General features: G+C 36.6%; 20 protein-coding genes. 6 read left to right on the forward strand and 14 right to left on the reverse strand.

Annotation, left to right across the window (positions count from 1 at the left end; all coding sequences use genetic code 11):
- Window positions 1-8 precede the first annotated feature (8 nt).
- The 3 genes from rpoN to GS03_RS04300 form a co-directional block, all read right to left on the reverse strand.
- Window positions 9-1,478: an RNA polymerase factor sigma-54 gene (gene rpoN, locus GS03_RS04290; protein WP_136151335.1), complete on the reverse strand. Its 1,470-nt coding sequence runs from the start codon at window positions 1,476-1,478 to the stop codon at window positions 9-11.
- Window positions 1,479-1,589: 111 nt separating this feature from the next.
- Window positions 1,590-3,023, reverse strand: a complete 1,434-nt coding sequence (gene asnS / locus GS03_RS04295) for an asparagine--tRNA ligase (protein WP_136151336.1) — start codon at window positions 3,021-3,023, stop codon at window positions 1,590-1,592.
- Between the two features lie 63 nt (window positions 3,024-3,086).
- Entirely contained in the window at window positions 3,087-5,501 is a 2,415-nt protein-coding gene (locus tag GS03_RS04300; protein WP_136151337.1) for an efflux RND transporter permease subunit, read from the reverse strand.
- Window positions 5,502-5,686: 185 nt separating this feature from the next.
- Here GS03_RS04300 and GS03_RS04305 point away from each other — a divergent pair, with 185 nt between their 5' ends.
- Complete coding sequence (locus tag GS03_RS04305) at window positions 5,687-7,957, forward strand: cation:proton antiporter (protein ID WP_136151338.1); 2,271 nt, start codon at window positions 5,687-5,689, stop codon at window positions 7,955-7,957.
- Here the strand turns inward: GS03_RS04305 and GS03_RS04310 are convergent, their stop codons facing one another.
- From GS03_RS04310 to pyrH, 4 genes are all read right to left on the reverse strand, one after another.
- Window positions 7,958-8,764: a class I SAM-dependent methyltransferase gene (locus tag GS03_RS04310; RefSeq protein WP_136151339.1), complete on the reverse strand. Its 807-nt coding sequence runs from the start codon at window positions 8,762-8,764 to the stop codon at window positions 7,958-7,960.
- Between the two features lie 62 nt (window positions 8,765-8,826).
- Window positions 8,827-11,310: a DUF5686 family protein gene (locus tag GS03_RS04315; protein ID WP_136151340.1), complete on the reverse strand. Its 2,484-nt coding sequence runs from the start codon at window positions 11,308-11,310 to the stop codon at window positions 8,827-8,829.
- Between the two features lie 92 nt (window positions 11,311-11,402).
- Window positions 11,403-11,963, reverse strand: a complete 561-nt coding sequence (gene frr, locus GS03_RS04320) for a ribosome recycling factor (protein WP_136151341.1) — start codon at window positions 11,961-11,963, stop codon at window positions 11,403-11,405.
- Between the two features lie 10 nt (window positions 11,964-11,973).
- Entirely contained in the window at window positions 11,974-12,681 is a 708-nt protein-coding gene (pyrH, locus tag GS03_RS04325; RefSeq protein ID WP_136151342.1) for a UMP kinase, read from the reverse strand.
- 203 nt (window positions 12,682-12,884) lie between these two features.
- On the opposite strand from pyrH, the gene GS03_RS04330 reads away from it, so the two are divergent.
- Window positions 12,885-13,493, forward strand: coding sequence for a thioredoxin family protein (locus GS03_RS04330; RefSeq protein WP_136151343.1), 609 nt, complete (start codon window positions 12,885-12,887; stop codon window positions 13,491-13,493).
- Here GS03_RS04330 and GS03_RS04335 read toward each other — a convergent pair.
- Genes GS03_RS04335 through GS03_RS04355 form a run of 5 tightly spaced genes read right to left on the reverse strand, consistent with a single transcriptional unit; the run spans window position 13,485 to window position 16,688 of the window.
- Window positions 13,485-14,045, reverse strand: a complete 561-nt coding sequence (locus GS03_RS04335) for a hypothetical protein (protein ID WP_136151344.1) — start codon at window positions 14,043-14,045, stop codon at window positions 13,485-13,487. The two genes, GS03_RS04330 and GS03_RS04335, sit on opposite strands and share 9 nt — an antisense overlap.
- A gap of 1 nt (window position 14,046) precedes the next feature.
- Entirely contained in the window at window positions 14,047-14,736 is a 690-nt protein-coding gene (gene truB, locus GS03_RS04340; RefSeq protein ID WP_136151345.1) for a tRNA pseudouridine(55) synthase TruB, read from the reverse strand.
- A gap of 3 nt (window positions 14,737-14,739) precedes the next feature.
- Window positions 14,740-15,549 (reverse strand): undecaprenyl-diphosphate phosphatase, encoded by an 810-nt coding sequence (locus GS03_RS04345; RefSeq protein ID WP_136151346.1) that lies wholly within the window; start codon window positions 15,547-15,549, stop codon window positions 14,740-14,742.
- Complete coding sequence (locus tag GS03_RS04350; protein ID WP_136151347.1) at window positions 15,549-15,791, reverse strand: DUF3098 domain-containing protein; 243 nt, start codon at window positions 15,789-15,791, stop codon at window positions 15,549-15,551. Before GS03_RS04350 ends, GS03_RS04345 begins: the two co-directional genes overlap by 1 nt.
- Window positions 15,792-15,812: 21 nt before the next feature.
- Entirely contained in the window at window positions 15,813-16,688 is an 876-nt protein-coding gene (locus GS03_RS04355; RefSeq protein WP_136151348.1) for a cell division protein FtsX, read from the reverse strand.
- Window positions 16,689-16,909: 221 nt separating this feature from the next.
- On the opposite strand from GS03_RS04355, the gene leuS reads away from it, so the two are divergent.
- The 4 genes from leuS (at window position 16,910) to GS03_RS04375 (ending at window position 21,561) form a co-directional block, all read left to right on the forward strand.
- Entirely contained in the window at window positions 16,910-19,747 is a 2,838-nt protein-coding gene (leuS, locus tag GS03_RS04360) for a leucine--tRNA ligase (RefSeq protein ID WP_136151349.1), read from the forward strand.
- A gap of 127 nt (window positions 19,748-19,874) precedes the next feature.
- Window positions 19,875-20,060, forward strand: coding sequence for a hypothetical protein (locus GS03_RS04365; RefSeq protein WP_136151350.1), 186 nt, complete (start codon window positions 19,875-19,877; stop codon window positions 20,058-20,060).
- A 71-nt stretch (window positions 20,061-20,131) separates the two neighbouring features.
- Window positions 20,132-20,827, forward strand: a complete 696-nt coding sequence (locus GS03_RS04370) for a zinc metallopeptidase (protein ID WP_136151351.1) — start codon at window positions 20,132-20,134, stop codon at window positions 20,825-20,827.
- Between the two features lie 155 nt (window positions 20,828-20,982).
- Window positions 20,983-21,561 carry an NUMOD4 domain-containing protein gene (locus GS03_RS04375; RefSeq protein ID WP_136151352.1) on the forward strand — a complete coding sequence of 193 codons (579 nt, stop codon included), beginning with the start codon at window positions 20,983-20,985 and terminating at the stop codon, window positions 21,559-21,561.
- Here the strand turns inward: GS03_RS04375 and GS03_RS04380 are convergent, their stop codons facing one another.
- Window positions 21,562-22,032: an Lrp/AsnC family transcriptional regulator gene (locus tag GS03_RS04380; protein WP_136151353.1), complete on the reverse strand. Its 471-nt coding sequence runs from the start codon at window positions 22,030-22,032 to the stop codon at window positions 21,562-21,564. It lies immediately after the preceding gene.
- 370 nt (window positions 22,033-22,402) lie between these two features.
- Window positions 22,403-23,776 carry a saccharopine dehydrogenase family protein gene (locus tag GS03_RS04385; protein ID WP_136151354.1) on the reverse strand — a complete coding sequence of 458 codons (1,374 nt, stop codon included), beginning with the start codon at window positions 23,774-23,776 and terminating at the stop codon, window positions 22,403-22,405.
- Window positions 23,777-23,781 lie beyond the last annotated feature (5 nt).

Genomic DNA, 23,781 nt, shown 5'->3' on the forward strand with positions numbered 1-23,781 from the left:
GTGTATTTTTATATCTTTTTCCTCATTCTTGCTACAGGAATATCAAGCAAGTCTCTGTATTTTGCAATCGTTCTTCGGGCAATTGGATAACCTTTTTCTTTTAGGATTTCAGCTAATTGATCGTCAGGTAAAGGTTTGCTTTTGTCTTCTTCTTCGATAATGTTTTTCAGAATTTTTTTGATTTCCAAAGTAGAAACATCTTCACCCTGATCGTTTTTCATGGATTCTGAAAAATACTCTTTTATCAATTTGGTTCCGTAAGGCGTGTCGACATATTTACTATTAGCCACACGGGAAACCGTAGAAATATCAAGCCCAACCATATCGGCAATGTCTTTCAAAATCATCGGTTTCAACTTGGTTTCTTCACCATCGAGGAAATATTCCTGCTGGAAGTGCATAATAGCATTCATCGTCACAAAAAGCGTTTCCTGACGTTGACGAATCGCATCGATAAACCATTTGGCCGAATCCAACTTTTGCTTAATAAACTGCACAGCATCTTTTTGCTGATTCGATTTATCTTTAGAAACTTTATAGGTTTGCAGCATTTCCTGATAATCTTTGGAAACATGCAAGGTTGGAGCATTTCTGCCGTTCAACGTAAGTTCTAATTCGCCATCAACAATTCGAATCGCAAAATCGGGAACAATTTGTTCTACCGTTCTGCTGTTGCTGTCAAAAGAACCACCAGGTTTTGGGTTTAACTTTTCAATTTCCTCAATCGCTTTTTTGAGTTGCTCTTTCGAAATTTCGTAGGTAGTTAAAAGCTTCTCGTAATGTTTTTTGGTAAAAGCATCAAAATTATTCTCTATAATATTGATTGCCAAATCAACATATTCTGTTGGTGTTTTGTGTCGGAGTTGCAGTAACAAACATTCGTGTAAATCTCTTGCGCCAACACCGGAAGGCTCTAAATCATGGATAATGTGCAGGATTTTTTCAACGGTTTTCTCATCCGTATAAATGCCTTGCGTAAACGCCATATCGTCAACAATATCGGGAACACTTCGGCGTAAATAACCATCGTCGTCAATGCTTCCAACCAGAAACTCAGCAATATCGCGCTGTTCATCCGTTAAGATAAAAGTATTTAACTGATTGATTAAATCCTGATGGAAACTGGTTGATGCAGCAAACGGCATTTGGCGTTCTTCATCATCATCACTATAATTATTGGCCTGAAGCTTGTAATCAGGCGTTTCGTCGTTGCTTAAATATTCGTCAATGTTGATTTCGTCAGTGTCAATGTTGTCGCTGCCTTCATAATCATCATAATCATCTTCATTGTTGTCGAACTCATCTTTCTCATACAATTCTTCCTCTTCTTTACCACTTTCCAAAGCCGGATTTTCTACCATTTCCTCTTTAAGTCGTTGTTCAAAAGCCTGCGTAGGCAATTGTATCAACTTCATCAACTGAATTTGCTGAGGTGATAGTTTTTGTGATAATTTTAGATTTAGAAACTGCTTTAACATTTTATGTTTATTTGGTTATTTGTGGATTTACTTTGTCCGTTCGCTTTCGCTCGGGTGGTTATCTGTAAAGTTAAAAACAAATAACCGAATTACCGAATCAACAAATTAACTTTAAAACTCTGCGTTTTGTGGCGTTCTTGGAAACGGAATTACGTCACGGATGTTTGTCATTCCGGTTACAAATAATACCAATCTTTCAAACCCTAATCCGAAACCTGAATGTACTGCCGAACCAAATCTTCGGGTATCTAAATACCACCAAAGTTCTTCTTCGTCAATGCCTAAGGCTTTCATTTTTTCAACTAGAACATCGTAACGTTCTTCTCTTTGTGAACCTCCAACGATTTCTCCAATTCCCGGAAAAAGAATATCCATGGCGCGAACCGTTTTTCCGTCTTCGTTCAAACGCATGTAAAACGCTTTGATGTTTGCCGGATAATCAAACAAAATCACCGGACATTTGAAGTGTTTTTCAACTAAATATCTTTCGTGTTCTGATTGTAAATCTGCGCCCCATTCGTTGATGATATAGCTGAACTTTTTCTTTTTATTCGGAGTAGAATCTCTTAAGATATCAATAGCTTCGGTATAAGAAACACGTTTGAAATTGTTTTCTAAAACGAAGTTTAACTTCTCTAACAAACTCATTTCACTTCTTTCCGCCTGTGGTTTTTGTTTTTCTTCATCCGCTAAACGACCTTCCAAAAACTTTAAATCTTCAGAACATTTATCCATCGTGTATTTAATCACATACTGAATAAAATCTTCAGCCAAATCCATATTGTCATTCAAATCATTGAAAGCAACTTCAGGTTCAATCATCCAGAATTCAGCCAAGTGACGTGACGTATTTGAATTCTCTGCTCTAAAAGTTGGTCCGAAAGTATAAATCTGACCCAAAGCCATAGCGAAAGTTTCACCTTCCAATTGTCCCGAAACCGTTAGGTTAGTGTGTTTTCCGAAGAAATCTTTTTTGTAATCGATGTTTCCTCCTTCATTTTTTGGCAAATTGTCCAATGGCAATGACGTTACCTGAAACATTTCTCCGGCACCTTCAGCATCAGCACCCGTAATTACAGGCGTATTAACATACACAAAACCTTTTTCCTGAAAATACTGATGTACCGCAAAAGCCAAGACCGAACGCACTCTCATAATCGCCCCAAAAGCATTGGTTCTAACTCTTAAATGCGCATTTTCTCTAAGGAATTCCAACGAGTGTTTCTTTGGCTGCATCGGGAATTTCTCTGCATCAGAATCGCCCAAAATTTCTAATTTAGAAACCTGGATTTCATATTTCTGACCAGCACCTTTGCTTTCTACCAATGCTCCGGTTACCGAAACAGCAGCTCCGGTTGTAATTCTTTTTAAAGTTTCTTCAGGCGTGTTTTCAAAATCGACAACACACTGAATATTATTAATGGTCGAACCATCGTTCAACGCTATAAATTGATTGTTTCTAAAAGTTCTTACCCAACCTTTTGCATTTACTTCCGAAATCGTTGTTTCACTGTTTAGTAAGCTTTTAACTTTTGTATGTCTCATTTAAATATCAGATATTAAATTTTAAATATTAGATGTTATAATCTAAACGCAAATATAAATTATTTATTGTTCTTTTAATTCATCAATATCTTCATCTGTTGGTTCTAAAATATTGATGATTGGTTCCGGTAATTCCTGTTGGTTAGCCAAAGCTTTGTTTAAGGTCAGCACCAGCGAAGGCAGCAAAACCAGATTGGATAGCATTCCAAAGAACAAGGTCAATGCAACCAATCCTCCTAAGGCAACCGTTCCGCCAAAGCTCGACAACATAAACACCGAGAATCCAAAAAACAAAATTATCGAAGTGTAGAACATACTGATTCCGGCATCGTCAAACGTGGCGAATACTGATTTCTTGATTTTCCAGTCGTTTCGTGACAATTCCAAACGGTATTGTGCCAAAAAGCGCAAGGTATCATCGACCGACATTCCGAAAGCAATTCCGAAAACTAACAACGTTGATGGCTTTAACGGAATACCTAAGAATCCCATCAATCCGGCGGTCATCAATAATGGTAATAGATTTGGAATTATAGAAACCAAAACCATCTTGAACGATCGGAACATAATGGCAACCAAAGCTCCGGTTAGGAAAAAGGCGAACAATAATGACGACAGTAAATTGTCAAGCAAATATTTAGTTCCTTTTTGGAACACTGAAGGCTTTCCGGTGATGATGACTTCGTATCTTGGCTCTGGGAATAATTTATTCACTTTGTTCCGAATGTGGGCTTCAATAGCTTCCATTCGTTCCCCGTTTTCGTCTTTGATAAATGTTGTTATTCTCGCGATACTTCCGTCTGAAGTTATATAACTTTTCAGTTGATTGTCTTTGTCGTTTTTAAGCGAATTTTTGATGTACGGCAACAGGAATATTTCTTCCTGTGATGATGGCAAGGTGTAAAAATCCGGATTACCATTATAATACGCCTGATTAAAACTTTTGGCAATATTTACGATGGACAATGGTTTTGAAAGTTCAGGAATATCGGTAATCGTATGTTCCAATTCTTCCATTTTTCTCAGATTGGAAAGCTTCATTGCGCCATTTTTTCTTTTGGTATCAATCATGATTTCCAAAGGCAGCACGCCGTCAAATTCCTTTTCGAAGAAACGGATATCATCAAAAAACACTGTCTTTTTCGGCATGTCTTCCAATATACTTCCCGAAACCTTGATTTTTCCAATCCCAATAATTCCAAAAACAAGCAAACAAATTGCTGTAATATAAACGCCAATGCGGTTGTATTTTACCGTGCTGACAATCCATTTCAAAAAGGAAGTCAGAGATTCTCTTTCTAAATGCCCAAGATGTCTCGGAATCGGCGATGGAATATAACTGAAGAAGATTGGAATAATCAGCAAACTCAGTAAATAAATAGCCAAAATATTGATGGTAGTCACTACGCCAAATTCTCTCAACAATACATTATTGGTTGCAATGAATGTTGCAAAACCAACTGCAGTTGTAATATTGGTCATCAATGTTGCTGTTCCGGTTTTGGTAATTACGCGCTGTAAGGCTTTGGCCTTATTGGAATGTTTGTGGTATTCCTGATGGTATTTATTGATAAAGAAAATACAATTCGGGATTCCGATTACGATAACTAATGTTGGTACCAATGCAGTCAATACCGTAATCTCGTAACCCAATGCGCCAATGATTCCGAATGACCATACGACGCCAACAATCACAACAATTAGTGACGCCATTGTTGCTCTGAACGAACGGAAAAAGTAAAAGAAAATCAGCGAAGTGATTAGCAAAGCAGCACCAATAAACAAGCCAATTTCGTCGATAATGGTTTTGGCATTCAGCGTTCGGATATAAGGCATGCCCGAAGTATGTAATTCGATTCCGGTTGCTTTTTTAAATTTGTTCAGCGCCGGAATTAAATTGTTTAAAACGTATTCCTTTCTGGCTTTGGTATTGACAATTTTTTTGTCTAAGTAAATTGCAGAGCGGATTGCGCCCGTTTTTTTGTTGAATAACAAACCTTCATAAAAAGGCAGTTTGGTATATAATTCTTTTTGAATCTGTTTCAGATACTGTTCGTTCTGAATTTTGCGGTCATCCACTAAAGGTTTTAATTCGAATTTTTCAAGTGAATCATTTTTGATAAGCTTTTGCAGATTATCTACTGAAACTACCAGACTCACTTCTTTACTCGACTTGATCGTATTCATCAAATCGCGCCATTCGCCATAAATTTTTGGTGTAAATAGTTTTTTGTCTTTGGTCGCAATGACAATCAAATTGCCTTCTTCACCAAAATGACTCAGAAATTTATCGTAATCAACATTTACTTTGTCGTCAGCTGGAATTAAATTGGCTTCTGTTTGTGTAAACCGTATGTGTTCGAATTGCGTTATCAGCATTCCTGTAACGACAAGAATACCGATTATAATAGCAATACGATTTCTTAAGATTACCCGAGCGATAAATTCCCAAAAACCAATACCTAACAACTTTTTCATAAATCCTAAAATGGGTTGCAAAGGTAATCAAAACCTCAAAAAAAGCAGCCGATTTGCATAAAGTTTTCCTTAATTTATGCGAGAATAAACGGCTAATTTTAAATAATTGTTAATAGCATAAAAAAAACTAAAAAAATTAGCTTGTTTTTAGCATCTTTGTATGCACAAGCAGCAACTATTTTTGGATGAGAAATTTTAAAAACTCTTTATTTTATATTTTCATTACAGGGGGATTTACCTATTTGATGTATAGAATTGTTGAACAGGGGAAACTACTGGAAGTCGGTAGAAAAATTGTTTCTCCAACATCGGAAGATAGTCAATGGGTTCAGTTTCTGTCTTCATTATTTCACAATTTACAGCATCCATTAGCCTTATTGCTATTCCAAATTATTACGATTGTTGTTGTCGCCAGAATTTTCGGTTGGATTTTTAGAAAAATTGGACAGCCTTCCGTTATTGGTGAAATCATTGCCGGAATTGTTCTTGGTCCATCACTTTTTGGACAGTATTTCCCGGATATGAAAGAAGCACTTTTCCCAGTGGATTCTCTTGGAAATCTTCAATTGTTGAGTCAGATAGGTTTGATACTTTTCATGTTTGTGATAGGCATGGAATTAGACCTGAAAGTCTTAAAAAACAAAGCCAACGAAGCAGTAGTAATAAGCCATGCGAGTATTGTAATTCCGTTTGCTTTGGGTATTGGATTATCCTACTATATCTATCATCAATTTGCGCCACCAGGCATAGAATTTTTATCGTTTAGTTTGTTTATGGGAATTGCCATGAGCATCACAGCATTTCCGGTTTTGGCCAGGATTGTCCAGGAACGAGGTATTCATAAAACCCGATTAGGAACCATTGTTATTACTTGTGCTGCTGCAGATGATATTACAGCCTGGTGTATTTTGGCTGTGGTTATTGCCATCGTAAAAGCCGGAAGTTTTGTGAGTTCTTTATATGTCATTGGCCTTGCACTCCTATATGTTTTGACTATGCTTTTTGTGGTTAAACCTTTTTTGAAACGTGTTGGGGATTTATATGCCAAAAAAGAGAATATCAAAAAATCTGTCGTTGCTATTTTTTTTATGACGCTTATCGTTTCGTCTTATTTGACCGAAATCATTGGAATTCATGCCTTATTTGGAGCTTTTATGATGGGAGCGATTATGCCTGACATTGCCAAGTTTAGAAATGTTTTTATAGACAAGGTAGAAGATGTCTCTGTGATCTTGTTACTACCATTGTTCTTTGTTTTCACAGGATTGCGAACAGAAATCGGCTTAATCAACGAACCTTATTTATGGAAAGTTACAGGTTGTATTATTGCAGTGGCTGTAGCGGGAAAATTTATTGGAAGTGCTTTGGCAGCAAAATTTGTTGGACAAAGTTGGCGCGATAGTTTAACCATTGGCGCTTTGATGAACACGCGTGGTTTGATGGAATTGGTAGTGTTGAACATTGGATACGAATTGGGTGTGCTTTCGCCAAAGGTCTTTACGATGATGGTTATCATGGCCTTGGTGACGACATTTATGACTGGTCCGGCATTGGATATCATCAATTTTATTTTTAAAACCAAAGATGCCATTATTCCTTCCGAGGTTAAAAAGAGTTCAGATTTTAATATTCTTATTTCGTTTGGTAACAATCAGAAAGGTAAATCATTATTGCGTTTGGCAAACAGTCTTATCAAAAAGCAAAAAGATTCAGCCAATGTTACGGCTATGCATTTGACCGCAAGTGATGAAATGCATGCGTATAATTTGGAAGAATATGAAACCCAGACTTTTGAGCCTATTGTAAAAGAGTCCCGAAAACTAGAGCAACGTATCACCACTATTTTCAAAGCAACCAACGATATGGAAACCGATATTGCCGATATTGCCCAAGAAGGGAAATATGATTTGGTATTGGTCGGTTTGGGAAAATCTATTTTTGAAGGAACCATATTGGGGAAAGTGCTCGGATTTACCACACGCATCATCAATCCGGATAGATTATTGGATAAGTTTAAAGGAAAAGAAGGATTGTTTGAAAATTCACCTTTTGATGACAGAACACGTTTGATAATTTCGAAAACCAAAACACCTCTTGGCGTTTTGATTGATAAGGATTTGCATCAAATAGATAAAGTATTCGTTGGAATTTATAGTGTTGGCGATGTTTTTCTGATTGATTATGCCCAAAAATTAATATACAACAACAATTCGCATGTTACTATTTTGGATAGTAACGGACATACTAAAAACAACTTTATTGTTGAAAATGCGTTAGCAGTTTTAGAACAAAATTATCCTGATAACATCGAAGTTCTTCATCCGGACAAACTCAACAAACCATTTTTGGCTCAGCAGGATTTAATCGTTTTTAGTTTAGAAACCTGGAAAAAACTGGTTGATGAGGAAACTTCCTGGTTAACTGATATTCCATCGGTTCTGATTATTAAGCCGTAATTATTTCTTTCTTATAATCCAAACGTCTTGTGGAATCCAATTGCCCGTTTCCGGAATTGGCTCAGCATAATGCTCTAAAATTTCAGCATTATGGAATAGTTTTTTCATGAATTCAGTAGGATGAAATGCCGAAAACATCCGATGCCCTTCTTTCACTTTGTCACGGATAATTAATTCATTAGCATCATATCGTGCAACTTCGGAAGGAATTAGTTTTACTTTAAAATTATCACCTTGAGTAGTCAGGAATAATATTCCATTTGGTTTCAATATTCGATGCAATTCAGTATACCAATCATAATGCAATTGCTCTGAAAGATGCGTAAAAATTGAAATTCCATATATAGCATCAAATGTATCGTCAGGATAAGGAAGTTTTGCATCCAAAGTGTTGCAATTAAAACTAATTCCGGGAAGATTTTTTGAACACCAGTCAATGGATTGCCTATTATAGTCTGTCCCATAATATTTGCATTCATTGCCAACGACATTAGGCAAATGACGAATTACCCTGCCAGGACCACAACCCCAATCAAGTATCTTTTTGTCTTTTAAATCTAAATATTTGCTAAAATAATCTGCAACCCATTTAGCAGTATTAATACTCTCCGTATAATATTTTGTGTAGTCAATCTGAAATGATTCGTATATAAGATAATCAGGAGGTAATTTTACGTCGGGATTATTCTTTTTAAAGGCTAAATTATTCTTCTGATTTTTATAGCGCTCAACATAAAAATGTGCCCAGTCTGCCAAATAAATCAATCGAATTTTTCTTAAGATATTGGAAATTTGTCCTTTAGTCATAAATGTTATTTGCTGTTATTTGGTAAATATATGTTTTATAATTCTGGCGTGACTTAAAAAGCTTAAAACCCAATATCAAATACAAAGCTCAATTTTACGGCTAAGTTATCTTCAAATCTCGGCAATTGGTTTGGGCCATATCTGTAAAAGCCTGTTAATCCAAAACCTTTGTAAATCTGGTTCAATTCGATACCCGATTCGAAAAAACCTTCGTTTAAAGTTTTGTATGAAATGCCTATGTGTCGTTCCTGATGTTGCAGGTTTCCCCAAGCCATTCGTGTTACCAAAACCAACGATGGCTTTACCTTTTTGAACAATTCGACTCTTTTAAATCCGTGTTTGAATTGAAGCATCACAAATTCACTCGAAAAGAATTCATTGAAATACATGGTTTCAAAACTGTTTTTTCCGGCAATTGTTATTCTTTGCAAAAGATTGTCTTTGGTCAGATTATTCGGCGAAGTATTATACAAATGCGTAATCGGAAGCGCACCAAAAGCATAACCGGCTTGAAGTAAAACAGCCGATTTCTGTCCGTTTAAATATTTTTTTTCATACTCAATTCGGGCATCAACCTTTCCGAAATTAAAATCATTGGCAAAGAAATTGGGCAACGATTTAGTAAACTGAAAACTAAATTTAGGGAAACGTTTTTCATATTCGATTTTTCCATTTGGGGTTTGCATAAAATCACTAAAAGGATTCCATTGTATCGAAAACATAGCTGTTGACATTGTGAACTCACGATACAAATGGTTGTCGTATGTGAAAGTATAATTAAACAACGGACTTATTTCGCTATGTGTAAACTGCCAAACGGTTTCTGTTTTCGGGATAATTTTGGTCTCAATATAACCACGCCATGTTTTGTGATTATAGAAAGTACTGATGTTGATTGGCCGTGGATCATAGAGTTTAAAAACCCTTTTGTCCGTAGCAAAAGTGGTACTCGCAATCTCCCGAACATCATCAGTATACGAACCGCCAATCCAGCTGTTGGAAAAATTACCAATTCTGAATGCCATTCCTAAATTGTACTTTATGGTTTCATCTTTCAAACCATAGGCTGTATAACCTTCAACACGAAGCTTTTTAGAAAAGGAGTCATTAGTAATACCGCCAATTCCAACGCGAAAACCTTCATAATTATTATAACTCAAAAGATAACGTAAATCAAAATCAAACGGACCAAATGGGACATAACCATTGATGATTTTTCGTCCAAATTTGATTTTTTTCTCAATGTTTTCCTTGGTGATGATACTATCTAAAACGACATAAGTTTTCTCGCTTCGCTTGTCCAGACTATCCGTTCTGTTTTGTTTCCAAAAAGTTTCGTCTCTTTTGTTGGCATTATCTTTAACTTCAATGGCGACAAAAGATTTTTTGATTTTCAGATTGCTATTCACTGCGATGTCAAATGCATGCATTTCGGAAGAAAGATAGGTGAAATCGGAAGCCGCTTTTTTCGAATTACTGTCATCATCTTCGGCAGCAAACTCGATTCGTCCACCCAAAATTTTGGTAGGTTCTTTGCTTTTTCCTTTGACGATTTTAAAGTTTTTCCGAATAGGAAACCAAATTTTTTCTCCGGTTAAATACGTAAATTCATGAATTCCGGTAATGTTTAAAACGCCACGAATACGCATTATCGCTTTGGCAATAGCGTGATTTTCCGGATCAATATAGAGTAAGCCTTCCAAGCCTTTCTTGTTTTTATTTTTAAAATATAAAACAATCAGCTGTCGATTATCAATTGAAGTTGTGTCAAGAATTTTATAACGGTATTCCTTGAGCGCATCTTTGGAAATAGGGCTTTTGTATTTGGTTTCGAAAAGCTCGTATTTTTCATCGTAAATAGAAAACGACTGCAGGCTGAAACCCAAAAATTCATAAATAGGTTCTTTAAAACCCGCCATTTTGGTACCCAAAATAGTTTCTTTTAGTATAGGTTTTTCAAACTGAAATTGCGACACTTTTTCGGTTAGAAACAAATGTTGTTTGTCAATAATCTTTTTAAATTTATAATCGGAAGAATCTATTTTGGCAATTTTTTCTTTGGAAACACCATCCACAAAAAGAGTGTCAATTTTCCCGACAATCGAATCAGGATTTGCCGTTACAAGTAATTTGTTATACGATTTGAATTGAAAACTACGCAGTTTTTTTTGTGGATTGTTGTTCTCTTTTTCCTGAATTACTTTGGCAATAATAGCGTTGGCGGGATTTACATTTGTAATGGTTACTTCTTTTAGCGCATTAGTTTTTGGCGAAAGATAGAGCGTAAAAAAAGTTTTTATTTCAAATAGAGAAATGGTTTTTGGCTCATAGCCAACATAGGAAACTGTCAGCGTTTCGGGCTGTGATGCCAAAAGGAAATTAAACTTTCCATCAACATCGGCAATGGTAGAAAAACCATTCTCGGTTTTTATCGTGGCAAACGGAAGTGCTTTTTTGGTTTCAGCATTTTTTATGATTCCATTGACTTGGAATTGTGCTTGAAGCGACAGCGTGAAGAATAAAAACAGTAGAAATAGTCGCTTCATTTGAAAGTAGTTGGCACAAAGATTTGACAAAAATAGGAATAAAAAAATCCGTCCTGATACATCGGGACGGATTTAATATTGAATTAACAAAGTTACACTTTCATAATTTCGGCTTCTTTGATAGCCAAATGTTCATCCACTTTTCGGATAAAACCATCCGTCAGTTTTTGAATATCTTCTTCAGCAGATTTACAAATGTCTTCTGAAGTACCTTCTTTTTCTAATTTTTTGATTTCAGTATTGGCATCTTTTCGGGCATTTCGGATGCTGATTTTAGCATCTTCCGCTTCCGCTTTTGCCTGCTTTACCAAATCGCGTCTTCTTTCTTCGGTTAAAGGCGGAACGCTGATGATTATATTTTCGCCGTTATTCATTGGGTTGAAACCAAGATTTGCAATCATAATTGCTTTTTCAATGGTTTGCAACATGCTTTTTTCATAAGGCTGAATGGTAATTGTTCTGGCATCAGGAACATTCACGTTAGAAACTTGAGATAAAGGTGTTTGAGAACCGTAATAATCTACAAAAACACTTCCCAACATTTGTGGTGATGCTTTTCCGGCGCGTATATTTAAAAATTCTTTTTCTAAATGTGCAATAGAACCAACCATCGATTCTTTTGTACTGTCTAAAATAAATTCAATTTCTTCCATTTTGTGTAAACTATATTTTAACTACGGTTCCAACATTTTCCCCGTTGCAAATTTTTAATAGATTTCCTTTTTTATTCATATCAAAAACTACGATTGGCAAGGCATTTTCCTGACTTAAAGTAAATGCCGTCGAATCCATTACGTTCAACCCTTTTTTGATAACATCATCAAAAGTAATGCTTTCGAATTTTACTGCGTTTGCGTTTTTTTCAGGATCTGAATCATAAATACCATCAACACGAGTTCCTTTCAAAATTACGTCAGCGTGTACTTCAACACCTCTCAGCACCGCAGCAGTATCAGTTGTAAAATATGGATTCCCTGTTCCGGCACCAAAAATAACAATTCTTCCTTTTTCAAGATGACGTACTGCTCTTCTTTTGATATAAGGTTCGGCAATCGCTTCAATTTTCAAAGCCGTTTGCAAACGGGTCAACATCCCTTTATCTTCTAATGCGCCTTGTAAAGCCATTCCGTTGATAACTGTTGCCAACATTCCCATATAATCACCCTGAACTCTATCCATACCATTACTGGCTCCGGCAATTCCTCTAAAAATATTTCCACCACCAATAACAATGGCAATTTCGACACCTTTACTATGAATTTCCTTAATCTCATCAGCATACTCAGCAAGACGTTTTGGATCAATTCCGTATTGTCTATCGCCCATTAAAGCCTCACCACTTAGTTTTAGAAGAATTCTTTTGTATTTCATTACTCTTTGTTATTGTTTTTTAATTGTGTAATGCTGTCGCTATGGCTCGAGTCATGTAGTTTTATTGTTGTAGTTGTGAAAATGTGATGCAAATATAAACATATTCTCTTTTTTTATGGTATTTGGCAAAAAGAATGTTAGCCAACAATTATCATGTTTTTTGACTTATGGGTTTTGTAACTTTGCAGCATCAAAAAGCAGTTATGAAATACATTATAGAAAAAAGTCTTTCGCAAAGTTATAGTTATGCGGATTATAGAAATCAAATCAAAAACTTATTAAAAGAAGGCAAATCAACGGGTAACGAACAATCGGAAGCGTTGACACATTATAGCGAACTGAACGAAACCAGAATGAATCGTTTAGAGAAAACTATAGTGGTTGCTGATGAATATGTGCAAAAACTGCAGCAGTTGAAACGCGAATATATCTGGTTAGTAATTTCAGAAGGTTGGTGTGGCGATTCGGCACAAATTGTTCCGGTGATTTATAAAATGGCACAAGTTTCCCCGAAAGTTGAATTGAAATTGGTTTTTCGTGATGAAAATGATGATTTGATGAAACTCTTTTTAACCAATGGAACAAGGTCAATTCCGAAGTTGATTGTTCTTGATAAAAATACGTTAGAAGTTTTAGGTGAATTCGGAGCAAGGCCAATAGGAGCGAAGCAGCTAATTTTAGATTATAAAGCGCAACATGGTGTGGTTGATGACAAAGGGAAAACGGCTTTGCACATGTGGTATTTGCACGATAAAGGATTGTCAATCCAGAAGGAAATTATGGAGTTAATGGCAAGGCTTGAATTAGAATAGAAAACAGTTTATTCCGATACTGACACTTCCAATTTTCTCTGGAGTATTTTTTGAAAAGCCATATTGACACAATTCTATATAAAGTCCGGCGCCACTTTCTTCGTCTTCGATGCCAAGGCTTATTTTTTTGAAATTCCCCGATAAATTGTCACCACTGATAGATAAGGCTCTACCAAAGCCAACTTCAGAGGTAATACGTATGTCTTCAGCAATTCTCGGACTCAGGCGAACAGAGCCAAAAATCGGAGCTACCACTAGGCAACGGGAAGCTTTCCAGTCGATTCCAAAGTTCATCCCAACACCAATCCATTTGTCTAAATGACCACCAATTCCAGCCCGGAGACTTATCCCATCGGGTAAAAACCAAAATTCTTTTTCACCTGTATAGGGGTTAATTTCGCCGGCATATTGATTCGCTTTTAAGGGTACCGAAAGTTCAAATTTTTTATAAATCGGTTTTGGATCTTCAATAAACTTTCTTGGTTTGACTTCTTCCTGAGAAAAACCAAATTGAAATATAAATAAAACGAAGAATAAAAAGAGCTGTTTCATTTTAGATCTTTTTTTCAAATTCTTCGGGAGTAATTCCGTTTTCAACTGAAAAATCTCCAATTTTGGTTCGGCGTAAGACTGATAAATGCGCTCCGGAATTTAGTGCTTTTCCAAAGTCAAAAGCTAACGAACGAATATAAGTTCCTTTGCTGCAAACTACTCTGAATTCTATTTCAGGCATATAAAATTTAGTGATTTCAAATTCATGAATGGTAGTTTTTCGGGAAGAAATTTCAACTTCTTCGCCAGCACGTGCATGTTCGTACAAACGCTTTCCGTCTTTTTTTATGGCTGAAAAAACAGGTGGTTTTTGGTCGATTTCACCAATGAATTGTTTTACGGTTTCCTGAATTAATTCGGCTGTAATATGTTCCGTCGGGAAAGTTTCATCAACTTCTGTTTCTAAATCATATGATGGCGTTGTTGCTCCAACGGTAATTGTTCCGGTATATTCTTTGGCTTGCCCTTGAATTTCGGTAATTCGCTTGGTAAATTTTCCGGTGCAGACAATCAGTAAACCTGTTGCCAAAGGATCTAAAGTGCCGGCATGACCAATTTTAAATTTTTTTGGAAGATCGTATTTGCGTTTTAAAATGTACTTCAATTTGTTCACCGCCTGAAACGAAGACCAAGTCAAAGGTTTGTCAATCAAAAGGATTTGACCGTTTAAAAAGTCTTCAGCAGTTTTCAACGTCTATTTGTTTAAAGAGAAATAAGCCAGTAAAATAACTCCGGCTATAATTCGGTAATACGCCCAAGGTTTGAAACCGTATTTTTTTATGATTCCGATAAAGAATTTGATAGCAATAACAGCTACAATAAATGCTACAATATTACCAACCAAAAACATTTTTAGGTTGTCAGGAGATTGCGTCAACAGTTCATATCCTTTTAATTGAGACACTTCATAAGTCTTCAAAAATAAAGAGTAAGTCGTAACTGCCAACATCGTCGGAACTGCCAAAAAAAACGAGAACTCAGCAGCTGTTTCTCTGGTTAATCCTTGTTGCATTCCGCCAATAATGGAAGCAGCAGAACGACTTGTTCCCGGCATCATTGCTAAACATTGCCAAAATCCTATCGTAACTGCTTTTTTAATAGAAATGTCTTCTTCGTGAGCCACAGTTGGAGTGTGAAAACGACCGTCTACGAAAAGTAAAACGATTCCACCGATGATTAGCACAATCGCAATTGGAATAGGGTTTCCAAGTACGGCGTCAATTTTGTCATCAAATATTTTCCCTAAAACCAAGGCCGGAATTACAGCACAAGCTAATTTGATATAAAAGTTAATTTTGCGGAAGTCAAAGAACTTTTTCCAATACAAAACCACAACGGCTAAGATTGCTCCAAACTGTATAGAAACCTGAAATAATTTTACAAAATCGTCTTCCTGAATTCCAAAATAAGAACTGGTAAAAATCATATGTGCAGTCGAAGAAACCGGTAAGTATTCGGTTAAACCTTCAACAATGGCGATGAGTATCGCTTGAAAATAATCCATTATTCCGCTTTAGATTTTTTGAAGATAGAATAAATCGTAATTCCAAACCCAATCAAAACAACAGTTGGTGCCAAACGAATTCTTCTAAAACTGAAAACATCTTCGTTGAAAACCTTTGGGTCATCACTTCCGCCGCCACTCATCAAAATGAATCCCAAAGCAATAACCGCAATACCGATTAATAGGATTTTATAGTTTGCCTTTTCAAAAAGAAAATCAGGTTTTTGCTCGTTGTTTTTCATTTTATGCTGAATTATTTATTTTTAATACAAATCGTCTGTTCTCAAATTCAAAAAGCGCTGTGTGGCAAAGTAAGTGCTTATCCAGGTAATCACAACACCCAAAACCAAAACGCCGAAAAGCACAACGGTAATGGCTAATTTATCTTCCATAATGCCAAGATTTGGGAACGTAGTTTGGATGTAAACCAACACGCCAATCAAAGCAAATACAGCTAATGCCGAACCAATCAATCCCAGAAAAATGCTGCGTTGAATAAAAGGTTTTCTGATAAACGATTTGGTTGCACCAACCATCTGCATGGTTTTAATAATAAATCGGTTAGCAAAGATTGATAAACGTAACGAACTATTTATTAGTAATACCGAAACAAAGGCAAAAACACAACTGATAATTAAAATCCACATGCTGATGTTTTTGATGTTATCATTGACCAAAGTCACTAATTGCTTGTCATAAACGATATCAGCAATCATCTCATTTTTACGCAGGCGATTTTCAATTTTAGCAATACCGGCATTGGTAACATAATCGGCTTTCAAATGAATGTCAAAAGAATTCTGAAGTGGATTTACACCCAAAAACTGCATAAAATCCTCGCCAATTACTTTCATGTGTTTTTTGGCTGCCTCTTCTTTCGAAACATATTCAAAAGATTTAGCAAATTTTGCTGTTTTCAACTCACTCGTAAAAGCGGTTATTGTAGAATCGGAAGCTTCAGTTTTAAAGAAAACAGTCATTGCAATTTCTTCTTTGAAATTGTCTGATAATCGTTTGGAATTGATGACAAACAGCCCCAAAATCCCCAATAAAAACAACACCAAAAAGATACTCAACACGACCGAAAAATAGGAAGTAATAACTCTGCGTTTCTGAAACTTTTCAAATGATGATAACATAAATTGTATTTTGATGTGGTAAAAATAATAAAGAAAATTGTTTTTCTTCTTTATAACGTACAAACTTTTAACTTTATTATAATAAACGTAAATTTGCCGCTTAAATTTTTAAGGAGCGAGTGGTTCGGGCTGTTTCAGTAAACCATTTTCCCGCTATTCGCACTACAAGGTAGTTGCTTCTATCGGGGCTAGAAAACAAACGCATTGACATCTATATAAGAATGAAATACTTCCACGAAAAAACCGAAGAAAAATGGCAGCAGTATTGGGCTAAAAACCAAACTTTTGCTGCAACTAATAATTCAGATAAGCCAAAATATTATGTGCTCGATATGTTTCCGTATCCTTCCGGTGCCGGACTTCACGTTGGACATCCGCTGGGTTATATTGCTTCCGATATCGTGGCGCGTTTCAAACGTCACAAAGGATTTAACGTGTTGCATCCGCAAGGTTATGATTCTTTTGGACTTCCGGCAGAACAATACGCGATTCAAACCGGGCAGCATCCCGAAAAAACAACTCGCGAAAATATTGCGCGTTACCGTGAGCAATTAGATAAAATTGGTTTTTCATTCGATTGGAGCAGAGAAGTACGAACCTCTAATGCCGATTATTACAAACATACACAGTGGATTTTCATTCAATTATTTAACTCGTGGTATAACAAGGATACGGACAAAGCTGAAGATATTTCGACTTTGATTGATATTTTTGAAAAAGCCGGTAATGCTACGGTTCATGCGGTTTGTGATGATAATATCGAAATATTTTTTGCTTCGGAATGGAATGATTTTTCATCCGAAGAAAAGCAAAAAAGATTATTGCAATACCGATTAACTTATTTGGCCGAAACCGAAGTAAACTGGTGCCCTGCACTGGGAACCGTTTTGGCAAATGATGAAATCGTAAACGGCGTTTCAGAACGTGGCGGTCATCCGGTTATTCGTAAAAAAATGACTCAATGGTCGATGCGAATTTCAGCTTATGCCGAACGTTTATTGCAAGGTTTAGACACTATCGATTGGAGCGAATCGATTAAAGAATCACAACGCAACTGGATTGGAAAATCGGTTGGAGCTTCGGTAGATTTTAAATTGAAGCATCATCATGCTACTATTTCGGTATTTACTACAAGGCCTGATACGATATTCGGAGTTACATTTATGACATTGGCTCCGGAACACGAATTGGTTTCTCAAATCACAAGTCCGGAACAAAAAGCAGCGGTTGATGCTTATGTTGAAGCTACAGCAAAACGTTCGGAACGTGAAAGAATGGCAGATGTAAAAACCATTTCGGGAGTGTTCACAGGCGCTTATGCCGAACATCCATTTACCAAAGAATCGATTCCGGTTTGGATTGGTGATTACGTTTTGGCTGGTTATGGAACTGGTGCTGTAATGGCGGTTCCTGCCGGTGATGAAAGAGATTATGCTTTTGCCAATTTCTTCAAAGGACAAAACGGAATGCCTGAAATTAAAAATATTTTCAACCAAGATATTTCGCAGGAAGCGTTTGCTGCTAAAGAAGGTTTTGAATTGACAAATTCTGATTTCCTAAACGGATTGGGTTATAAAGCTGCAACCAAAAAAATCATCGAAGAATTGGAAAAAATCCACCACGGAAAAGGTAAAACCAATTACCGTTTGCGCGACGCTGTTTTCTCCCGTCAAAGATATTGGGGCGAACCATTTCCTGTTTATTATGTGAATGGAATGCCGCAAATGATTGATTCAAAATATTTACCAATTGTACTTCCTGAAGTAGAGAAATATTTACCAACAGAAGACGGGCAGCCGCCATTAGGGAATTCAACCAAATGGGCTTGGTCAATCGTTACCAATGAAGTGGTAGATAATGATAAAATTGACAACGAAACGGTATTCCCTTTAGAACTAAACACGATGCCAGGTTGGGCAGGAAGTTCGTGGTATTGGATGCGTTATATGGATGCGCACAATGATGCCGAATTTGCAAGCAAAGAAGCCTTGAAATATTGGGAAAGCGTTGATTTATACATAGGCGGAAGCGAGCACGCAACCGGACATTTATTATACTCGCGTTTTTGGAACAAATTCCTAAAAGACAAAGGTTTTGCACCAACTGAAGAACCATTTAAAAAACTGATTAATCAGGGAATGATTTTAGGGATGAGTGCATTTGTTTATAGAAGCGAAGATTCAAAAAAACTGTATTCAAAAGGATTGATTACTGGTGAAAAAGTTCATCCAATTCACGTTGATTTAGCCGTTATCAATGATATCACTAACGAATTAGATATAAAGGCTTTCAAAAATCATCCGTTATATGCAGATTATAAAGACGCCGAATTCATTTTAGAAAACGGTAAATACATCGTTGGGCGTGAAGTAGAAAAAATGTCGAAATCCAAATATAACGTAGTAAATCCCGATGACATCTGCAACGATTACGGCGCCGATACGTTGCGTTTATACGAAATGTTCCTTGGTCCGTTAGAGCAGGCAAAGCCATGGAATACAGCCGGGATCACAGGAGTTTCAGGTTTCCTTAAAAAACTATGGCGTTTGTATTTTGATGACAATACCGGTTTGAATATCTCTGATGGGGAACCAACAGCTGATATGTACAAATCGCTACATAAAACTATCAAAAAAGTAACTGAAGATATAGAGAATTTCTCGTTCAATACTTCGGTATCACAATTTATGATTTGTGTAAATGAATTGTCTACGCTAAAATGCAACCACCGAAAAATATTGGAACCATTGGCAATCGTAATTTCACCTTATGCGCCGCATATTGCTGAAGAACTGTGGAGTCAATTAGGACACGAAGGTTCAATATCCACTGTTGCTTTTCCAATTTGTGAAGAAAAATATTTAGTAGAATCTGAAAAAGAATATCCGGTTTCCTTTAACGGAAAAATGCGTTTCACAATTAAGCTGCCTTTAGATTTAACCGTTCCGCAAATTCAGGAAATTGTTTTGGCTGACGAAAGAACCATTAAGCAACTTGATGGCAGAACACCCAATAAAGTAATTATCGTTCCGGGGAAAGTGATTAATCTGGTAGGATAAAGTGGATTAAGGGATAAGAGAAAAGGGATTAGGGATAAGTTGGTTTACTTATCCCTAGTCCCTTATCCCTTTTAACTCAATTTGTAACCTTTTTCAAATTTCCCGTATAAGAACAAAAACTTATACCATGAAAAAACACGAAATCCACACCATTGTAGAAACCGCTGGTTTTAGCAGCATGAAAGAAAGGTTAACCGACAAAGTAGAGCATTTTCTAAATGAAAAAGCCAATGCCGGTTATGAAATAGTAAACGTTAGTTTCACGTATTATGAAGCAAGGGAACTCGTTGCTTTCATCACCATCTGCAGATAAATGACAAGCTGTCATCTTTAAAGTGTTGGCTTGCAATTTGATGAGATCTTATAAATTAAAATTTAAAAATCATGATAGGATATTATATATTACTCGGCTTGATTGCCTTAATCAGTTTTGCAGTAAGCTCGAAACTAAAGAGCAAATTTGAGGAATACTCGCATATTCATTTACGCAACGGAATGTCTGGTGCTGAAATCGCAACACAAATGCTACAAGACCACGGCATTTATGATGTAAAAGTCATTTCAACACCGGGACAATTAACGGATCATTACAATCCGGCGGATAAAACAGTAAATTTAAGTGAAGGCGTTTACAATCAAAGAAACGCGTCAGCTGCGGCAGTTGCGGCACACGAATGCGGTCACGCTGTCCAACATGCGACGGCATATAATATGTTGCAGTTACGCTCACAATTAGTGCCAATTGTAAACGTTTCGTCAACCTTGTCACAATGGTTGATTATTGGTGGGTTAATCCTTGGTGCTGCGGCACATTTGGGCTTTGGATTTTATATCGCTGTAGCCGGATTGGTTTTAATGGCGGTTGCGACTGTCTTTAGTTTTATTACACTGCCAGTTGAATATGATGCGAGCAATAGAGCTTTAGCCTGGCTGAAAAACAAAAACATGCTAAGCCAACAAGAATACGCCGGAGCAGAAGATGCCTTAAAATGGGCTGCACGAACTTATGTGGTTGCAGCAATTGGTGCTTTAGCCTCGCTCTTATATTGGGCGTTGCAGGTTTTTGGAAGAAGAGATTAAAAACAAAATCCGCTATGAAAGTAGCGGATTTTTTATTTTTAAACCTATTGACTGCTGTTTTGGTAATCCCTTTCGTTCAGTCATAGTTAAAAGAGCAGTAATGTTAGATTACTACTTATCTTTTTTATAAATTCGGGGAACAAATACCACAGTTAATGATTATACTTTACGCAAACGAAGAATTTCGGGAAATCGAAACGGATTTTCCATTGAAATATAGATATGCTGTTTCCAACAGAGGAAGGCTGATAAGTTTTTCTGAGAACTTTAAAGATGGAAACTTATTAAAAGGTTCTACATCTGATGGCTATAAGGCTTTCCGTTATGCAAGAACTGAAAACGGTAAAGCAATCCGTAAAACCCTTTTCATATACAAACTCGTTGCGGAATTCTTTATTCCGAAAACATCTGATGAGCAACAATATGTATTGCATTTGGATTATGTTAGGGATAATGATTCGGTGCATAATTTGAAATGGGCGACTTATGAGGAGAAGTTAGAGCACTATAAAAAAAGCCCACATGTAATCAATTCCAAGAAAAAACTAATTGAGTACAATATAAAAGCCGACGGCAGAAAATTAACTACGACTAAAGTTATTCATTTAAAAAAGATACTTAGCAAGCCAGATCAAAAAACGCGCATCAAGATGTTGGCGAAACAATTTGGAATAAGTGAAATGCAGATAAACCGAATTAAGCGTGGCGAAAACTGGAGCCACATAAAAGTATAATTACAACTGAATCTGTCTTTCAATTTGCTGCTCTAATGAAATAAAAGTTTCTGTTCTCGAAACTCCTTCAATAGGCTGGATTTTTTTGTTAAGCAGTTGCATCAAATGTTCGTTATCGCGGCAAATCATTTTGATTAGGATACTCCAGTTTCCGGTTGTGTAGTGACACTCCAGAACTTCGGGGATTTTTTTTAGTTCTTTCACAGCTTCTGAATTACTTGAGGCTTTGTCAAGATAAATCCCAATAAATGCCATAGTTTTATAACCCAAAACTTTATTGTCTACAATTAGTTTTGAACTGGCAATTACACCTGCATCTTCTAGTTTTCGTAAGCGTTGGTGAATGGCAGCACCGGAAATTCCTATTTTGTTGGCGATTTGCAATATCGGTTTTCGGGCATCTTCCATTAGGTCGCGGAGGATTTCCTTATCGATACCGTCAATTTCTATTTGTAGTTGATTTATTTTCATAAGTAATGAATTTAAAGCAAAAATAGGAATTTTGTTTTAAACTAAAAGTAAAATTTGTAATTGACATCTGATTTAACAAAAGGCGATTGCTAATTAGCCCTGATGGAAGTGGCACGAAGTATAACGGACAGCAGGAATAACCATTCCTAAAATGCCCAAACCATTCGCTTTAAATAAAAAATAAGTGACTATCGGAAAGATTACACCAAGCAAAGAAGCTAGATTTATGTGCGCATAAATTTTCAAAAAGCTTTGCGTCTTAGTGGCTTTGCGAGATTTAATTGGCTCGCAAAGCCACTAAGACGCAATGAAAATCCACTAACATATCAGAAAGAAACTTTGGCATAAAGTTCCTGATAGTTATTAAAAATTAATTCCCTAGTAACTTATCAGGATTGTAACCAACATAAGGCATTTCGGTTTCGTGGAAAACGATACCATGAGCTTCCAGTTCTTTCAAAATTGGTTCGTACACTTCTTTTTTAATTGGCAATTGTACGCCAGGCGTTTTGATGTTGCCATTCAGGATTTGCAAAGTTGCCATTGCTACCGGTAAGCCAACGGTTTTTGCCATTGCGGTATAGATTTGGTCATCGCCGATGCAAACCATTTTGGAATCTATTTGTTTCCGCTCGCCGTTAAGTTCGTAACCAAATTTGTGGTACATCACAATCATGTCTTTGTCTTCGGGTTGTAATGTCCAACTGTCGTTTAAGATTCGTTCTAAAATTTGTGCCGGAGTGGCATTTCTGAGTCCAACAATCTTCTTTGCATTAAAGATGTCAAGTTCCATTAATTTGTCCCACATGATGTCATCTTGTTCAATACCAAGAGCCATTCGGGTTTTTAATTCAACCGAGTCAGATGCGTGAAAAGGTAAAAAAGAATTAATAAAATCACGATAACTCATCGTTTCTGAATTTTCCATAACATAAGAATCATCGGTCATGCCTAATTGCACAAACATATTCCACGCTTTGGAAAAACCAACTCTGCGGATGGTTCCACGATATAACGTCAGGATATCATCAAGACCATAAATGCTTCTGTATTTTAAGGAATCACGATTGGCATAACCCTCAAATTTTCCGTAACCTTCGACATGAAAGAATTCGGTTCTGCGGAACAATTTGTGATACGGAATGTATTTGTATTTGCCTTCCTGAATAAATTTGGCTGCACCACCCTGACCAGCTAAAACTACATTTCTCGGCGCCCAGGTAAATTTGTAATTCCAAAGATTATCATCTGATTCCGGTGCTACTAAACCACCACAAAACGATTCGAATAAAATCATTTTGCCGCCTTTGGCTTCAATTTCATGAATCACTTTCATGGCGCTCATGTGGTCAATGCCGGGATCGAGTCCCACTTCATTCATAAAAATCAGATTATTGGCTTTTACAGCTTCATCCAAGCTTTGCATCTCATCCGAAATATAAGAAGCCGTAACCATATTTTTCTTGAAAGTTATACAGTCTTTTGCCACTTCAATATGCATGTGCGCCGGCAACATGGAAATAACAATATCTGCTTTTTGAATTTCGGCTTGGCGTTGGGCAACATCATTTATGTCTAAAGCAATTGGGGTTGCATTTGGATGATTGTATGTTTTTCTTTTGGCTAATTCTATTGATAAATCACCAAGGATTATATTTAAGTTTTCCTGGGCAGATTTTCTTAAAAGATATTTTATAAGTGAAGATGCTGAACGTCCGGCACCAATGATTAAAATGTTTCTCATGCTGT

Origin of the sequence: Flavobacterium sangjuense (assembly GCF_004797125.1) — a bacterium.
Classification (GTDB): domain Bacteria; phylum Bacteroidota; class Bacteroidia; order Flavobacteriales; family Flavobacteriaceae; genus Flavobacterium; species Flavobacterium sangjuense.

Bases quoted from the DNA above. Each gene is read 5' to 3' on its own strand.
- asnS (WP_136151336.1), bottom strand. From the start codon at position 3,023: ATGAGACATACAAAAGTTAAAAGCTTACTAAACAGTGAAACAACGATT.
- frr (WP_136151341.1), bottom strand. From the start codon at position 11,963: ATGGAAGAAATTGAATTTATTTTAGACAGTACAAAAGAATCGATGGTT.
- GS03_RS04305 (WP_136151338.1), top strand. From the start codon at position 5,687: ATGAGAAATTTTAAAAACTCTTTATTTTATATTTTCATTACAGGGGGA.
- rpoN (WP_136151335.1), bottom strand. From the start codon at position 1,478: ATGTTAAAGCAGTTTCTAAATCTAAAATTATCACAAAAACTATCACCT.
- GS03_RS04315 (WP_136151340.1), bottom strand. From the start codon at position 11,310: ATGAAGCGACTATTTCTACTGTTTTTATTCTTCACGCTGTCGCTTCAA.
- GS03_RS04350 (WP_136151347.1), bottom strand. From the start codon at position 15,791: ATGAAAAACAACGAGCAAAAACCTGATTTTCTTTTTGAAAAGGCAAAC.
- GS03_RS04380 (WP_136151353.1), bottom strand. From the start codon at position 22,032: ATGAAAATAAATCAACTACAAATAGAAATTGACGGTATCGATAAGGAA.
- GS03_RS04355 (WP_136151348.1), bottom strand. From the start codon at position 16,688: ATGTTATCATCATTTGAAAAGTTTCAGAAACGCAGAGTTATTACTTCC.
- GS03_RS04300 (WP_136151337.1), bottom strand. From the start codon at position 5,501: ATGAAAAAGTTGTTAGGTATTGGTTTTTGGGAATTTATCGCTCGGGTA.
- GS03_RS04375 (WP_136151352.1), top strand. From the start codon at position 20,983: ATGATTATACTTTACGCAAACGAAGAATTTCGGGAAATCGAAACGGAT.
- GS03_RS04345 (WP_136151346.1), bottom strand. From the start codon at position 15,549: ATGGATTATTTTCAAGCGATACTCATCGCCATTGTTGAAGGTTTAACC.
- GS03_RS04310 (WP_136151339.1), bottom strand. From the start codon at position 8,764: ATGACTAAAGGACAAATTTCCAATATCTTAAGAAAAATTCGATTGATT.
- GS03_RS04330 (WP_136151343.1), top strand. From the start codon at position 12,885: ATGAAATACATTATAGAAAAAAGTCTTTCGCAAAGTTATAGTTATGCG.
- leuS (WP_136151349.1), top strand. From the start codon at position 16,910: ATGAAATACTTCCACGAAAAAACCGAAGAAAAATGGCAGCAGTATTGG.
- GS03_RS04370 (WP_136151351.1), top strand. From the start codon at position 20,132: ATGATAGGATATTATATATTACTCGGCTTGATTGCCTTAATCAGTTTT.
- GS03_RS04385 (WP_136151354.1), bottom strand. From the start codon at position 23,776: ATGAGAAACATTTTAATCATTGGTGCCGGACGTTCAGCATCTTCACTT.
- pyrH (WP_136151342.1), bottom strand. From the start codon at position 12,681: ATGAAATACAAAAGAATTCTTCTAAAACTAAGTGGTGAGGCTTTAATG.
- GS03_RS04365 (WP_136151350.1), top strand. From the start codon at position 19,875: ATGAAAAAACACGAAATCCACACCATTGTAGAAACCGCTGGTTTTAGC.
- GS03_RS04335 (WP_136151344.1), bottom strand. From the start codon at position 14,045: ATGAAACAGCTCTTTTTATTCTTCGTTTTATTTATATTTCAATTTGGT.